Source organism: Alteromonas salexigens, from assembly GCF_025628895.1.
Lineage (GTDB): Bacteria > Pseudomonadota > Gammaproteobacteria > Enterobacterales > Alteromonadaceae > Alteromonas > Alteromonas salexigens.
Genome location: NZ_JAOTJC010000011.1, coordinates 51,931 through 68,878, shown reverse-complemented (window position 1 = coordinate 68,878; position 16,948 = coordinate 51,931). Strand labels below are relative to the sequence as shown.

Here is a 16,948-nt window from a genome sequence, read left to right as displayed (position 1 = left end):
GTATAAAAATCACCCCCTTTAGACGCCCGCTGCAATTCCCGGATTTCTCTCCCCTATCTTCCCCGCGTAGCAATATTGTGAAAGATGAGATAACTTTGTAGTGAATACATACTATTTCAACGGATTGCGCCGTTATGCAGACTGACCAGGAAGGCAAACTCCACGTAACATTGCGGCGTGATGCACGCACCTCCTCCCCCAAATTGCTAAGTACCGGCGTGCCTTTCCCACAAGGGGCTCTCACGTCCATTTCCCAACTCCGGTTAAACTCAGATAAAGGCGACATAGACTGCCATTGTCGAACGCTGGCGCGGTGGCCTGATCAAAGCATTAAATGGCTGGAAATAAGTGCAGTAGACAGTAATGGCCTGCCTGAGTCTTGTCGTTTATCGGTGACCCCTTATCCGTTGAAAACGCTTCCCCAGAAAAGTGCGCAAGGCTTATCGGTGGAAGAAAGTGTCGATAATTTTTTAATCACCGGTGGTGGTCATCACTTCACGCTTAGTAAATCTAAGCTGTCAGTGCCGCTTAGTGATGAGTGTCACGCGGATTCTTTTGTAGAGTTATGCGATGCGCATAATAATGTCTGGTTTGCTTACGCAGAGGAGCACCGGGTCGAACATGCGTGTTCTCCTGTGACGGGGGACACGCTGAGCCTGCTGGTAACCATGAGCGGCAGGTTCCGCAATGAGCAGGCTCAGTCTCATATTGCGTTTACGGCACATTATCGAATATATGCCGGGCTGCCTGCCACGAGCCTGGAGCTGGTCATTCATAATCCTGCTGCGGCAGTGCACGAGAATGGTTTATGGGACTTAGGCGACCCGAATGCGTTTTACTTCAATAGTCTGGCGGTATGTCAGACACATTCCCCGGATGACGACATACAATACCGACTCGCGCCAGGTGAAGATTTCCAGCCGTTACCCAGTCAGCCGTTTACCATTTCTCAGGTTGCCAGTGGTGGTGAGAACTGGCAAAGCCCTGTGCATGTAAACAGACACAACAAGCTGCCTTTTGATCGCAATGGATTTGTTGTTGAAAGTGGCGGCCAAGAACTGCTAGCCGGGAACAGATGCCAACCGCAGCTAAAAAATAGCACCTCACACTATGTGATTACGATGGCCGACTTCTGGCAGAACTTTCCCAGCGCTCTGACCTGCACATCGGCACAAATACGCATGGAGTTGTTCCCCGTGGCTCAGAATGCCCCCCATGAATTGCAGGGGGGCGAGAAAAAATCCCACACAGTATGGTTTGCTGAAAACGACCTTAGCCTGGATTCCTGTTTAGCGGGCACACAATGGCATGTTGACCCTGCCTGGACACAGCAATGCAATGTGCTGGCACATTTTAGCGCTACCCGGCCAACTGATGAACTGCACACGATAATCCAGCAGGGGCTGGATGGCGATAGCTCATTCTTTGCCAAGCGCGAACAACTGGATGAATATGGCTGGCGTAATTTTGGCGACCTGTATGCGGATCATGAAGCTGCTTACCAGGACGGCAGCGAGATATTCGTCAGTCATTATAACAATCAGTACGATCCGCTTTACGGCATGTTAAGACAATACTTGCTCACCGGCGATAATCGTTGGTTCGAATTGGCTAACGATCTTGCCGCTCATGTGGTTGATATTGATATTTATCATACCGAGTTTGATAAGCCTGAATATAACGGCGGGCTTTTCTGGCACACCGATCATTACCTGCAAGCGTATACCAGCTCACACCGTTCTTATTCAAAACACCACGAGCAGGGCGCATATATGGATCATGCCGGGGGTGGCGGTCCCGGAGGGCAACATTGCTATACCACCGGCCTGATGCTGCACTATTTTCTTACCGGCGATGAACGAAGTAAGCAGGCCGTTCTGACACTGACGAAATGGATAACCCGGGTGTATGAGGGTTCCGGCACCTGCCTTGAGCTGGCATTATCGCTGCGAAACCGGCATGTGCGTGGCTTAAAAAATCCGTTCAAAGAACAGTATCCTCTGGACCGGGGAACCGCAAACTACATTCAGGCCCTGTTAGACAGCTTCGAGCTTACTCAGAACAAGGCCTACTTAGCCCATGCTGAGCATGTTATTTTGCATACTTTCCACCCCAATGATGATGTGGATGAGAGGGATCTTAAAAATATTGAACACTGCTGGTTTTACACGGTGTTTTTACAAGCCGTCACCCGCTACCTGTTTGTAAAAAGTCACCAGGATGAATGTGACGAATATTTTTACCAGGCCAGAGACGCCCTTGTTCTCTATGCACAATGGATGGCTGAAAACGAACAGCCCTATCTGCAGACCCCTGAGATCCTTGAGTACCCCAATGATACCTGGACGGCGCAGGATCTCAGGAAGGTCAACGTGTTGCTGCTGGCTAACTATTACAGCAATAATCAGTATGCGGCGATGGAGCGAAAAGCAAACCAGTTGCTTGCGTACATAACGCAACGGCTGGCAAACTCAGAGGAACAACACTATTGCCGGATCCTGGCGTTATTAATGCAAAATACGGGGGTAAGTGAGTTTTATAATTCTGCCCCCGCCCCCACCGATTATGCCCCGGTGAGAAACAACTGGCCGGCGGCTACTTACCAGAAGAATCTGGCACTGAATGCCTCGTCGGCTATCGTACGCCGGGCATCAACTTTATCATTATCGAACGAAAAAGCCTGGCTGGCGCCAAGGTTGGGCACATCGGCTCCTTCTGTTGGTGAATTAACAAAACCCACACAGCCCCCGCTACTTTTCGTATTGTCTATAGACACTGAAGAAGAGTGGGACTGGGAGCAGGGCTTTCCTGAGTCTGACTTTGCGTTAGATAATATTAAGCAACTCCCGGGGCTGCAGGCTTTGTTCGCCGAATTAGGCGTGCGTCCCACCTATTTTGTAGACTACGCGGTTGCTGATGACAGCCAGGCGGTGCACACGTTGCGTCCTTATGTGGAAGAAAAGCTCTGTGAAATTGGTGCCCACCTTCATCCGTGGGCCAACCCGCCTTTTTACGGCGCCACCGGGGAAAAGGAATCCCACGTTGTAAACTTGCCTTCCTCACAGGTCGAAGCGAAACTAAAAGCCCTGATAGACAAACTGCGCGAACAGTTTGGTACTACACCGCGCTCCTTCCGCACCGGCAGATGGGGTATTAACGGGGAAGTACTGCAACTGCTGACGCAGTACGGCATAGATGTCGACTCCAGTGTGTACCCCTTTTACCGCACTGATTACTTTGACTGCAGTGATGCGCCATTGCTCCCTTACTGGCCAGACAGTCAAACCCCCACCGTTGCCGGGGCGCAGCGCGCTATCTACGAGATACCGGTGACGGTCGGCTTTAACCGGGCTGACTTTTCGAAAAGTAACGCCATCTATAAACAGCTTTCGCATCCCGCCGCCAAGCTGCTTCGTCCGGTAGGTGTGGCCTGGCACACGAGACTACTCAGGCAATTATATTTATGCCCTGAGCTCACAACGTCAGACGACATGATTGCACTGTGTCAGCGGGCCCTTGAGAACGATTACCCGGTTCTGCATATGTTCATGCACAGTTCCTCGTTAGTGGATAACGGTAACAGCCTGGTCGCACAAAAAAATGCATTCGAAACTATTACTACGGCAATCAGGCGGGTTGTGGACTTTGTTTCAGAACAGCGGGCGGTACGTTTTTGTACCATCAGTGAGGCGGGTCATTTATTGAAGCAGCGGTGCTGACAAGATATTAGGGATACTGCCCAATGCGGGTCGTGCGGTTAAGCGCGACCCATTCTGACGTTACCAAAACAAAAAACACTAGCCAGCTATCTCACGCCGCATTTTACGATAGGTAGGCGCGGAGACGGCTAACACCCGGGCGCCTTGGGTTGCGGACAAGCTGAGATCTTCACATGCTTGGGTAAGTAACGCCTGCATGGTCTCTACCTTGTTGGTGATTTGCGGGGTACTCAGGAGCATATGCACTGCACGTTCACTGGACGCTGCCAATTCGGCTGTGAGCGGTGCGCTGATATCCTGAAGTTTTTGCCACTTTCTTCTGAACGAGCTTTCAGCAACGCCAAGGGTATTTGCCGCGCGCAACACCACCTGATTATTTTCTCGCAGACTGCGTTCCATCAGACAGCGCTCGAGCCACGGCGCAATCTGAAAGCCCTGTTCACGGCTCATCGAAATTAACGTGGTCCAGTGAGAATCATCCAGCACTTTGTCATTTACAGGCTCTTGATCATCCACGCCCGGATCTGCAGCCCGTCCCTGAGATGGCGCAGTATCCCTATCTGAAAAGGCGCTGTCTGCTGTCGATGCTTGCTGCCACATTGACGTTTGCTCAGCGTGTTCGGGAAAGCCCAGAGTTACCACATCGGTGGGAGCGCTTTTGTTCGCCATCTGGCCGGGTAACGAAACAACAGACGCGTTATCAACTGAAGGTACATCGGCGGTTTCTGTGAACATGTCTTCCAGCGGATATAATCCAAGATCGGTGCAGTTTAGCAATCGGGACTGACACAGAATTACCGCTTTATGAATGAGGTTTCTTAGCTCCCGGACATTGCCCGGCCATTCATACTGATGCAATGCCTGTTTAGCATCTTCACTGAAATCAACAATGGACTTGCTGTATTCTTCGGCAAACAGGGTCAAATAGCGTCCGGCAAGATACAGGATGTCATCTTTGCGTTTGCGCAGCGGCAAACTTTTTAAGTTAAATACGTTAAGTCGGTAGTATAAATCTTCCCTGAACAGCCCTTTCTTAATTCGTTCCAGTAAGTCGACGTTGGTGGCCGCGACTAACCGTACATCCACTTTTTTGTAACTGTTGCTGCCCACCTGAGCAAACTGCTTTTCCTGGGTAAAGCGCAGCAGCTTAACCTGGGTTTCAATGGGTAGCTCGCCCACCTCATCCAAAAACAGGGTGCCCTTATGGGCACGCTGAATACAGCCCACTGAATCTTTACTCGCCCCGGTGAAAGCGCCCCGTTTGTGTCCGAACAATTCACTTTCGATGAGGCTTTCCACTACCGCACCGCAGTCAAAAATTACAAACGGCTTGTCTTTGCGAGTACTGCGGGCATGGATGCTTTTGGCCAGTAATTCTTTGCCCGTGCCTGACTCACCGGTAATTAATACGGTGGCATCTGTGGGCGCCACTTTTTCAATGAATTCAGCCTGTTCTGCCATCTCCCGGGAGGTGTACCAGAAATTTATCCCGTCCTGTTCCTCGCCCGCACTTGTGTTTAGTTTTGATTTTGGTTGGTTTACTGAACTGGCCAGCTGCTCCAGTTTCACCGCAGCAAACTCCGCAATATTATCCAGCATCCGCTGGTTTTTCAGGCTAAACGTTTGCTCGGCAGCAAACGCAAGCCACAGCAATCCAAGCGGTGACTTGTTGCCTTTGATCACCACACACACTTCGGTACTGTCGCCCAGAATGGAGGTGAAGATAACTTCTTGGGTCTCGCCATTGCGCACCTCCTCCATGTATTCCTGCTGGTTGTCGGACAGCCCCACATCCCCTGCCCCCAACACGCTTCGGGTAGCATCCAATCCTACTTTAAAGTTCAGACTGTCACCTTCCAGCGCAAAAAAAGCTGATTTTGCTAATTCGAAGCCGGAATTGAGATGAGAGAGCAGAAATTCAAGAAACTCTGTTTCGGTGGCAATGTGTTGAGGATTATTAAGAATACTCCACAGCATCAACATTTTCTGATAATCGGTGCTGCCGGTTTCAGAAAAGTTACCACTGACCCGGTCAAAGTTGCCTATTTGCTGGAGGGCGTTTTCCTGTTTCCAGATGCGTATTTGATCGCCACCCAAGTCCTGCGCCTGTGCCAATGAGTAATTGGCATAGTAAAATAACTCAACCGGCGAGTAGTTAACCAGCTCGTTATTGGTTGCCAACCCAAAGCTGAACGTCAGGCTAATCTGACCGTCATGAAATTTGTGCGACACCAGCTTCTTTTGGAGTATTTTTACCAAATTGTCGATTTGTGCTTTAGTTGACTCAGAGAAAAGCACCAGAAAATTCGCCCCGCCATAATGGGTAGCCAGATCGGTCGGCCTGAGCACTGACTTTAATTCTTCACCTATCTCCACCAGTATCCTGTCACCCACCAGACGCCCATACCGCAGGTTAATATTGTTCAGTTGGTCGGGACTGAATAGCAATGTGCCGGTGGCTTCAATACGGTGAATGTCAATCTCATCGGCATTCTCTTCACTGCTAACTAAATCCGGCAGCGCCCCCAGTGAGGTTAACTGCCGCAGGATACACACTACGCCGGTTTTATTGCCTGACTCGTTAGTTGGCCCGATGATGCCATCCACCAGTACACTTTCTTTCTTCGAGATTTGTAGTGCGATTGGCTGGATTTTTGTGACCGCCCGGGTATTAATGGCCGCTGAAATAAACTGTTGGGTGTGGCGGGCAGATAAGTCCTGGCGGGTTTTAATAAGGGTGTACCAGGGTGTTCCTTTAACCTCGGCTTCATTAACGCAAAACAACTCACAGGCACGCGTGTTCACATGTGTGATGTGCCCCTGAAAGTCCAGACAAATCAGGTAATCTCCCACGCAGGAGAAGGCTTTGCTCAGCATATTTAGCTGACTGCTGATAGTGCCCCGGCTACGGAACTTATACCGGCTGACTTCCAGCGCCACCCGCACATCTACCACTGATGGCTGTCCCGTCAGGTAATAAAACGGCTGCTCAGCGTCGTCGGGTACCACGCCTTCACTCTGAGGATTAAAGTAAACCACCGGGGCGTTAAGTGACAGCGCCTGCTCAGCAAAGTACTTTGGGTCGCCGCAATAATTTACGTTTAAAAAGACATACGCAAACGAATCAGCACTGGTATCGGCCACCAGGCTCTTAAATGATTTACTCCATACCCTGACCTGTAAACCACATTCAGCCAGTAGCTCGGTGAGCTCCACGGAGGGCAACAGCTCGTTATCAACTAATACTACTGTATTTGCTGGGTCGGTATTAACGTGTTCAGACATTGCGTTTAACACTGTGGTCAGTCCGTAATTATTGTGAGCCCCCGGGACGATACGTTACTGTTGTTTGCGTTTCGGCAAACCCGTTTTTAATAACATACCGATATCATCTTTGTTCAGAGGCCGGCTGAACAGATAGCCCTGAATAAGTTCACACTCGTACTGCCTTAATATGGCCAGCTGGCTCTGCGACTCTACGCCCTCCGCAATAACCCCCAGGTTCATAGTATCAGCCAGAGCCATAATGGCTTTCACGATCGCCTCATCTTCTTTATTTTCTGCCAGGTCTGTGACGAATGAGCGGTCTATTTTTAAAGTGTCGATAGGGAACTTCTTAAGATAGCTCAACGAGGAGTATCCCGTTCCAAAATCATCGATGGCGATTTTGATACCCATATTTTTAAGTTGCTTCAGTCGTTGTATGTTCTGCTCTACGTCCGTCATAACGGCACTTTCAGTGAGCTCCAGCTCCAGGTATTCCGGCGGCAACCCGGTTTCTTCGATAACGTCTTTTATGGTTTCGGTGAGGGCAGAACGTTTAAACTGTACACTCGACAGGTTTATCGACATACGACAGGGCGGGAAACCTTCATCAATCCAGCTTTTTGCCTGTGCGCAGGCCGTTTTCATTACCCACTCACCAATTTCAATAATCAGTCCGGTTTCTTCGGCAATGGGAATAAACTCCCCGGGAGACACCATACCCAAGGTAGGATGATTCCAGCGGATCAAAGCTTCAACACTGGTGATCTGCTCTGATTTCAGATCTACCTGCGGCTGATAATAAAGCTCGAACTCCTCGCGAACCAGTGCCGTGCGTAACGATTCTTCCAGTTGCAACCGCTCCAGCGCACGGGCGTTGAGCGAGTCGGAATAAAACTTATAACATCTGCGACCACGCTCCTTCGCGTAATACATGGCCACATCGGCGTTTTTCATCAGCTCTTCGCCATTTTCGCCGTCGTGTGGATACACAGAAATACCTAAGCTAGGCGTGACCACCACCTCATACTGGCCAATTTTAATGGGCTTGGAGACGGAGTCGATAATACGCTGAGCCACCTGCGCGATGTCATTGGTGTCGGTGACCTTGCTGAGCATCACAATAAATTCGTCGCCGCCCAGCCTGGCCACTTCACTCACATCGTCTTCTCTGGCATCCCGCGCGATAAGGTCGCAGTCGCGCAAATTATTAAGCAGAATCTTCGCAACTTTGGCCAACAGCTTGTCACCAAATTCGTGGCCAAGGGTGTCGTTAATTCGCTTAAAACGGTCCAGATCGATAAACAACACACCCACGTGATGGTTATCACGCTTAGCCAGGGTCAGAAACTTCTGCAAATGCTCGCGAAAGCTCTGGCGGTTAGCCAGCCCGGTCAGGTCATCGTGATAGGCCAGATAGCGCAATTGTTCTTCACTGGACTGGAGATCCCGCAGCGCGTTACGTGTTCGCAGCATGTACCGCACCCGATGCCCGACTATCGGCCATTTAATGGGCTTGGGCAGGAAGTCCGTGGCGCCGATATCATAGGCGCTCTGAATTGAGGCGTAATCGTCCGCCCCGGTCACCATTAAAATAGGCACATCCTTGCCGGCTTTATGCTGGCGTATTTGCTTACAGACTTCTAACCCTGACATGCCGGGCATTTGTACATCCAGCAGCACAATATCAGGCTGGTAGGTCAGGTATTTGGTGATTGCTGTATCACCATCCGCCGCATCAATGACCTGAAAGTTCTCGCTTTCCAGGGTATCCCGCATAACCAGTAAATAGGTCGGGTCATCGTCACAGATCAATACCTTGGCGTTTTGAAAGGTCTCGCCAGAATTGTTATTCATTCGAATTACTCACGATTGATTTTAGCGACTGTAATGTGGGTAAATAATTAGCATTGAATTCTGCCAGTGACTGCTTGCACGTGTCTAAATTCTGCTCTTTAGCCGCAGCTTCCATGATACCACATAGCTCCCTGAGTAGTTTTGCCCCCGCATTCGCACACAATGACTTCATCGCATGAGCCACTCTGTTGATGCCTTGTGCATCGCCCTCTTCCACTAATGTATTGAGTTCGGGCTGTTTCTGATTCATCTCTTGTTCAAATGTAGCTAACACCCGACTGAAAAGCTCCCTGCCGGTACTTTTTTCAATCTCTCTTATCGCCTCGATGGCGCTGTGATCGATCAGCGCTTCATTTGCAGAAGGTGCGGATTCAACCACATTTTCGGTAACGGTGTGGGTCTGTTGATCCACAATCACAGGTTCCCCTGGCTCGACATCGTAGCGACATTGCCCTAAATGCCGGTTCAGCATTTTAAATAGCTGCTGCGAGGTAAAGGGTTTATTCATGTAGTCGTTCATGCCGGCCGCCACGGCCGTCTCTTCATATCCCAGCCCTACTCCAGCGGTCAGCGCTACGATAGTTGCCGGTGAGGAAGAAGTCTCTTGCTCATGGCGCCGGATCTGCCTGGTAGCTTCAAAGCCATCCATCACCGGCATCTGACAGTCCATAAAGACCAGATCGTAATGGCTTTGTTTAATTTTATCTACTGCAATACTGCCATCCAAAGCCGTGTCGACCTCACAGCCAAACATGGTCAGCATGGCGGTAGCCACTTCAATATTGGTTTGCGCATCTTCCGCCAGCAGCACTTTGGCTTTAAATCTACTGGTCTCCTGAAACGCCTGCGGTTTATCGATTTGACGTACTGAGGTTTCGCCATCCATTAAGGCTTGTAGAGCCTCGAACAACGCGGTTCGCCTTACCGGTTTACTGAGTAACTGTAAATTAGGTAACGCTTTGGGCTGTTCGAATTCTTCGTAGGCACTGGTCAGCACGATCACTTTTAGCCGTAGCTGGCTCCAGGCCTGTTGCCAGTGATCGGTCTTCGCTAATGCTGCGTCCACCAGGTAGATATCATGATCATCAGCAGGCAGATTAAACCCTGCTTCGTAGTCGTCGCTTAAATCCTTAAACCGGACATCCAGCCGCTCAATGGTATTCGTGGCCATGCGCCGTACAGCCGGCTGCCTGACAATCACATTTACGCGCACCTGTCTTACCAAAGCCAGATCGCAGTCATCGACTTGCGCGTCAGCGGCTTTAACCGGAAACGCGATGGCGAAGACTGTGCCTTTACCCGGTACTGAGTCAACGCCAATATGGCCGCGCATCAGTTCAACGATTTGCTTGGTGATGGACAAGCCTAAACCGGTTCCCCCAAACTTACGGGTAGTAGAAGTGTCTGCTTGTTGAAAAGCTTCAAATATCTTGGCGCGCTGCTCTTCGTTCATGCCTATGCCCGTGTCGGCCACGCGCATGTATACGCTTTTACCATCGCTGTAGGTGGTAATATCCACCGAGCCTGACTCAGTAAACTTGATGGCATTAGAAAGCAGGTTAGACAACACCTGACGGAGCCGCAGCGCATCGCCCATGATGAACCTCGGGCAGTTCTTATCAATTACGATAGTCAGCTCAACGCCCTTTTCCTGTGCCCGGTTCGCGAATAAAAAGCAGGTTTCTTCAATCAGCCCATGATAGTCAAACTCTGTCTGTTCCAGTTCAACTTTACCCGCCTCCATTTTAGAGAAGTCCAGGATATCGTTGATCAACTCCAGCAGCATGCTTCCCGCACGGTGGGCAGAACCGGCATAGCGCTGCTGCACAGCACTCAGCGGTGAGTTCAGCAACAATTCACTCATCCCGAGAATGCTATTGAGCGGGGTTCGGATTTCGTGACTCATAATAGCCAGGAAGTCTTCCTTGGCTGAGGCGGCTTTTTCGGCTGCTTCCCGTGCCTGACTGGTTTCTTCAAACGCTTTACCCAATTGTTCATTGGCGGCCCGGAGCTGTTCGGTGCGTTGCTGCACATCTTTTTCCAGCTGTTGCTGATATTTTTTCTGTCGGTCTCTTTTTTCTCTGTGGTTACGCCACAACAGCAGTGCGATCGCAGCGAGTATCAAAAAGTACGCCAGGAAGGCCTGCCAGCTTCGCCACACCGGCGGAGAAACAACAATAGGAATGGTCAGCTCATCGTCACTCCATATACCGTTATTGTTGGTTCCTCTAACTCGCAATGTGTAGCTGCCGTCCAGCAGGTTTGAGAAGGTAATGGTGTTATCCTGACCGGCGTCAATCCAATCGTCGGTAAAGCCTTCCAACTTATATTGGTAGCTGTTGTCTTCCGGTTTAGTGAAATCCAGAGCGGCAAATTCAAAACCAATAAAGGCGTCGTGATAACTTAATTCCAGCTCACCCTCTTCGCTCATATCGTCGGCCAGCAAAACCTCTTCGTTCAACCGGGTATATTTGGTCAGCCGGATGGGGGCCTTATTGGTGTTGATTGGCACATTACCCGGCATGAAGGTGTTAAACCCGTTAGGACCGCCAAAGAAAATCCGGCCATCATCAGCCTTGTGGTAAGCCCCGTTATTAAAGTCGCTGCCCTGCAAACCGTGGGTGGTATTGAAGTTCATCACCTCCATGGTGGCGGGGGTCAACCGGGACAATCCTTTAGAATGGCTGAGCCAGATATAGCCCAGATGGTCGGCAAGCATACCGTAAACCACACTACTGGGTAATATATTAGGCCGTGAGAAATGTTCGAACACCGGCTCACCCGCGGCAAGGCTATCCTTACTCAAACGCGCGACGCCGGCGTTGTGGGTGGCAAACCAGTAATGTTCCTCCGTTTCCAGCATAGAATAGATATCATCACTTTCAATACTGTCAGGGTTTTCTGGATCAAACCTGAAATGTTCAAAGACTTTATCTGCGGTAATAAATCGGTTTATTCCGCCCCCGTTGGTGGCCACCCAGATATCACCATTACTGTCTTGCATAATATCGATGACGCGATCGCTGGATAACGAGTGCGTGTCGTCTTCGCTGTAACGGAAGGCGTCAAAAGAGTAACTGCCTCTGACCAGATTAATACCTCCGCCATAGGTTCCCACTACCACTGTCCCGTCAGCCAGTTGCACGATTTTACTTACTGCGTTGGCACTGAGGCTGCTGGGGTCCTGTGGATCATGGCGAAAATTTATAAATTCGCTGTCACCGGCCTTACGTAAATGCAGGCCATTACGCTGAGTGCCTACCCACAGGTTATTGTCACTATCGACCAGCAGGCTCATAACCCGGTCGCCCTGAAGTTTGCCTGGCGTGCCGGGATCCGCGCGCACTACCTGTAGCGTACCTGCCTGAGTATCGAATACATTCAGTCCACCGCCCCAGGTCCCTACAAACAGGGTTCCGTCGGTTGATGTGGCAAAAGACGTGATTACTTCACTGTCCATATCTTTGCCGACACCAAACGAACGGTTGATTAAATCAAACGGTTCTATTTCTGCATTCCAACGGCTAATCCCCTGGTAGGTCCCCACCCACATAACTCCGCCGTCATCCTGAAACAGCGCCAGTACCCGGTTATCCAGCAAACTGTCGGTGCGGGTATTGTCATGACGATGAGCAATAAATTTATCCTGGCCCGCGTCCCACTGGCAGAGCCCCCCGGTGGTGGCAAACCACATACGTTGCTTACTGTCCTGATAGATATCGCGTACCCAATTGTCACAGAATCCGCCAGGCTTACCTTCTTCATAGAAGGCGTGGCGCTTCACGCCATTTTCACGGTCAAAAGTGAATACGCCGCTATCTTTGGTGCCCACCCACAACGTGCCATCATTGGCCGAATATAAACTACGGATATTGTCACTGGGCGTGGAGACTGCCGACTCAGTGGTAAACTGCTGAAAATCCTGGGCATCCGCGGGAAGCACATTCAGCCCTCCCCCGTAGGTAGCCACCCAGACGTTCCCTGCATCATCAATTAATATATCGCGGATGTTATTGCTGTTCAGTGAGCCGTTGGTATCGAGACCGCCATCAATATGGCTAAATGCATCAGCTTCCGGATTATAAACAGCAATACCCGAGGTTTGGGTACCAAACCACAGAGTGCCGTTCGGTGCTTCGGCAATGGTGCGGAATTTACTGCCTTTGAGGTTAGGGTAGCTCGTTTCCGGGAGGTAATTAATAAAACTGTCAGTTTGTGGTTCATAACGACTGATGCCACCATCGCCCACAACCCACACCTGGCCTTTACTGTCTACATGAATATCCCACACCCAGTTAAACGCCAGACTGGAGGGATTACCCGGTTCGTTGTTGTAATACTTGGCATATTTGCCATCAAACCGGTTTAAACCGTCCTGGGTGGCAATCCAGATAAATCCCAGCTCGTCCTGCGCAATTGCATTTACCACCGAGTTCGACAGCGTGCGCTCCGCATCAAGCTGGGTAAAGTGAAGGACCTGTTCGGATGAGTTGTAAATGCTGGCGAAGGCTGACCGGAAAGAAAACAGCAACCCGACACTCAGCATCACCACTATGACAGGAAGGGAAAATTCAGACTTTGCTAAGCGCACGGATTACCTCGGATTCTTTTTCTTTAGTGTTTATCGGCTATATCGGTGCACGGCATAAGTGTTCATCGTGCATTTTAATAATTACCTGTAAGGCAGAACTCTGCCGGTGTCAGAAGAGTCTCTTAGCATAGCTATGAAACTCTACGACGTTGATCTTCTCGGCCTTCGCCAGTGCCTTATAGTTTTTATTCATTGACTCAATGTCTTCGTCGGTCAGAGCACCTTGGCCTTCCCTGACCCCCGTCCACGTATCTCTTCCTACTCGCTTAGAGATAAGCATCGCCTGTGAGGCAATTTTCTGCACATGCTGCCAGTCCATTGCCTCAGGCTGAGAAGGATAAAATGGGTAGAGAGAGAAACCCAGTGAACAGGTGATACTGCAGGTGGATCCCTTTTTATTTTTGAACGGATGACTCTTGATACGTTGTTGCAGACGATCCGCGATACGGTTTACTTCCCGCACATCATCAACCTGACCCACGACCAAAAATTGGTCTCCGCCCCAGCGAACCACCGTGTCTGAGGTGCGGAAGAAGTCAGATAACAGCTCACCCACTTCCTGGATGACTTTGTCACCAGTGCGTTTGTCATTCTTCTCGTTAAACGCCCTGAACTTATCCAAATCAATCATCAGGAAAAACACCCGGGGACCGACTGACAAATCTGGGTTGCCCTCTTTTTTTGCTTTAAATATCTGGCGCTGAATATCGGCGACTTCTTTTTCCAGAATACTTAAGAGGTAAATCCGGTTTTTCAACCCTGACAAGCTATCGGAAGTATTCGCGGTATACAGCTGCTCGTTGAGATCGGTAAGTTCTTTGGTTCGTCTGCCTACTTCATTTTCCAGTTCCTGGTGATACAGTCTGGCTCGCTTTAATTTTCGTCGGTATGCAAGGATAAGTACCGTCAACAACAGTAAGCCCACTATTCCATACAGGGTGTAAGCCCACCATGTTCGCCATACCGGAGGTAACACTTTTACTTTTATCGACGCGCCGTCCTCATTCCAGAGACCATCGTTATTCGCCGCTTTCACTTTAAACACGTAGTTGCCGTCAGGCAGGTTGGTATAGGTCGCTTTACGAATATCGTTGGTGTACAACCATTCGCGGTCAAACCCTTCCAGCATATAGGCATACTGATTTTTTTGCGGCTCGGCGAAATCCAGTGCAGCAAAAGAAAAAGACACCAGATAATCCTCATGTGCAACCTCAATTTTGTCTATTTCTTCCAACCGGTCAGACAAAGGCGAACGCTCGTTAATAGTCGCATATTCTGTAATGACTACCGGCGGCACATGTGAGTTTGGCTGGACCCTAGCCGGATGAAAAGCAGTCACACCATTGCTACCGCCGAAATACACCCACCCATCCTCACCTTTAAAATAGGCGCCGGAGTTAAAGTCATTGCTCTGCAGCCCATCGTCGGCATCGTAATTGAGAATAGACAAGTCGTTCGGGTTAATTTTAGAGATGCCCCGATTAGTGCTCCCCCAAACAGACCCGTCGTCAGCCTCCAGAAGCCCATACACCACCATGCTGGGTAAGCCCTGACTGCGACCAATTCGTTCAAATTCATACTCACCCAGTTCCCGGTTTTCAGCCCGCAGCAAACTGATCCCACCGCCTTGGGTGCCAACCCAAATATTATGGTTGGAATCCTCAAGAATACTCCAGACTTTGTCTTCGCTTAATTGGCCCGGCTCCAGTCCCATGCGCAAGACTTTGTGCACCGAAAAATCAGGGTTAAATACCGTTATTCCGCCATCCCAGGTACCCACCCATATTTTTTTGTCCTGAGTGATATAAATCTCCGGCACCTTATCGCTGCTCAGACTGCCGCCGTTATACGGATCGGCTCGGAAATGGGTGAATGTTTCAGTTTGCGGATTAAACCGATTAAGACCGCCACCCCATGTGCCAATCAACAGCTCACCATTTTCCTGGCCAACTATTTTGGTTATGGCATCCGAGCTCAGGCTTACATCGCTGTCGCCCTGCTTGCTGTAATGTTCAAGTTTGCCGGTTGCCAGATTGAGTTTACTCAACCCTGCCGCGCGCGTACCTATCCACAAGTGGCCGCTGCTTGCACTGTACAGTGACATTACACGGTCATCGTTTAAAAATTTTGGTGAATCAGAGCGACCGCCCGCCGTGTACACGGTTACTTCGCGATCTGTTTCATGCAAGCCATTAAGCCCACCATAGGTACCGACCCACAAGGTTCCGTCGTCCGACTGTGCAAAGGCATTGACGCCATTATCTGTCAAACTGCCGTCACTATCTGACTGTTTAAACATGTGTCTGAATACAGCGGTAGCGGTGTTCCACTTATTAATGCCACCGAAGGTTCCTACCCAGAGGACGTTCCCTCGATCCTGGTAAATCGTATTGATCTTGCTGGAAGATAAAGAAAAAGGGTTTTCCACAGAGTGACGATAGTGTGCGAATGCCTGCGCGTCAGACAGCCAGCGATCCAGACCATTGTCTGTGGCAAGCCAAATTGTCCCCTGGTTATCTTCAAGAATATCTCTGATTTGATTGTGGCTTAGTGAACTGGCCTCACCCGGTTCCGCCTGGTAAAAGTCAGCTTGATTGCGAGAAGGGTTAATAAGGGCAATCCCCTTGTCATAGGTTCCCGCCCACAAGCGGTTCTCACTGTCGACCAGCAACGATGAGATACGATCAGAATGTATAATATTATTCTCTTGTGCAGAAAAATAATGGGCAACATTGCCAGTCTGAGGGTTATAGGAATACAAGCCACTCCCATCTGTGCCTATCCATAGCAAACCATTGGCATCTTCTGTAATAGCCCGCACTTGTAATTCGCCGCTGAATTCAGAGGAAGGCGTGGGCGCGATGTTAATTGATTCGAACTGTTTGGAATCAGGGTGATACTCATCCAGACCATTTTCCGTGCCTATCCAGAACCGGCCACTGCTGTCCAGAAAGAGGACCCGTACGGTATTACTACTTAATGAGTGGGGATCGTCGCTGTCGTGCTGGTAGGCAATGAACGCATGCTCGGGTTCGTCGAACATGGCCACACCACCACCGTCTGTAGCCACCCATAGGTTGCCAGAGGCATCTTCCTGAATATCAAATATCCAGTCTTCGGGAAGCGCGTTTTCATTGCCATATTCCTGGTTAAACACTTCAAAGTTGTAACCGTCATAGCGGTTTAACCCTTCCTGCGTGCCAAACCACAAATACCCCTCTTCATCCTGATAAATACTCTGAACGACTTCCTGGGATAGTCCCTGTTCAATGTTCAGCTTCTGAAAACGTACGTTGATATCAAAATTGCCGTGTCCGGCGCTGACGGGAGAAAAAGAGAGGGCAGTTATCAATGCCACGCTACAGAAGAATTTCAAGGTGTAGTCCATTAGTTAAAACCTTACGCGTAATAACAAGTTACCTGATAAATGCCAATAAGCAAATTATTCATAAGTGGGAAATTGGCGGCTCAGCGAATAAAAAAAGCGCCTTTAAATAAAAAGGCGCTTTTCTGTAAT

At 49.8% G+C, this 16,948-nt stretch carries 5 protein-coding genes; 1 reads left to right on the top strand and 4 read right to left on the bottom strand.

From position 1 onward, the window contains the following. Positions 1-134 precede the first annotated feature (134 nt). Positions 135-3,719: a polysaccharide deacetylase family protein gene (locus OCL06_RS16175; protein ID WP_308446012.1), complete on the top strand. Its 3,585-nt coding sequence runs from the start codon at positions 135-137 to the stop codon at positions 3,717-3,719. A gap of 78 nt (positions 3,720-3,797) precedes the next feature. Here OCL06_RS16175 and OCL06_RS12305 read toward each other — a convergent pair whose 3' ends face one another. From OCL06_RS12305 to OCL06_RS12290, 4 genes are all read right to left on the bottom strand, one after another. Then, positions 3,798-7,004: a sigma 54-interacting transcriptional regulator gene (locus OCL06_RS12305; protein ID WP_262994985.1), complete on the bottom strand. Its 3,207-nt coding sequence runs from the start codon at positions 7,002-7,004 to the stop codon at positions 3,798-3,800. 54 nt (positions 7,005-7,058) lie between these two features. Next, the gene (locus tag OCL06_RS12300) at positions 7,059-8,840 is read right to left on the bottom strand and encodes a two-component system response regulator (protein ID WP_262994983.1); all 1,782 of its coding nucleotides are present in this window, start codon (positions 8,838-8,840) and stop codon (positions 7,059-7,061) included. After that, on the bottom strand, positions 8,833-13,431 hold the full coding sequence (locus tag OCL06_RS12295; protein WP_262994980.1) for a two-component regulator propeller domain-containing protein: 4,599 nt from the start codon (positions 13,429-13,431) through the stop codon (positions 8,833-8,835). Before OCL06_RS12295 ends, OCL06_RS12300 begins: the two co-directional genes overlap by 8 nt. 109 nt (positions 13,432-13,540) lie before the next feature. Then, positions 13,541-16,819: a ligand-binding sensor domain-containing protein gene (locus tag OCL06_RS12290; protein WP_262994978.1), complete on the bottom strand. Its 3,279-nt coding sequence runs from the start codon at positions 16,817-16,819 to the stop codon at positions 13,541-13,543. Positions 16,820-16,948: the final 129 nt, after the last annotated feature.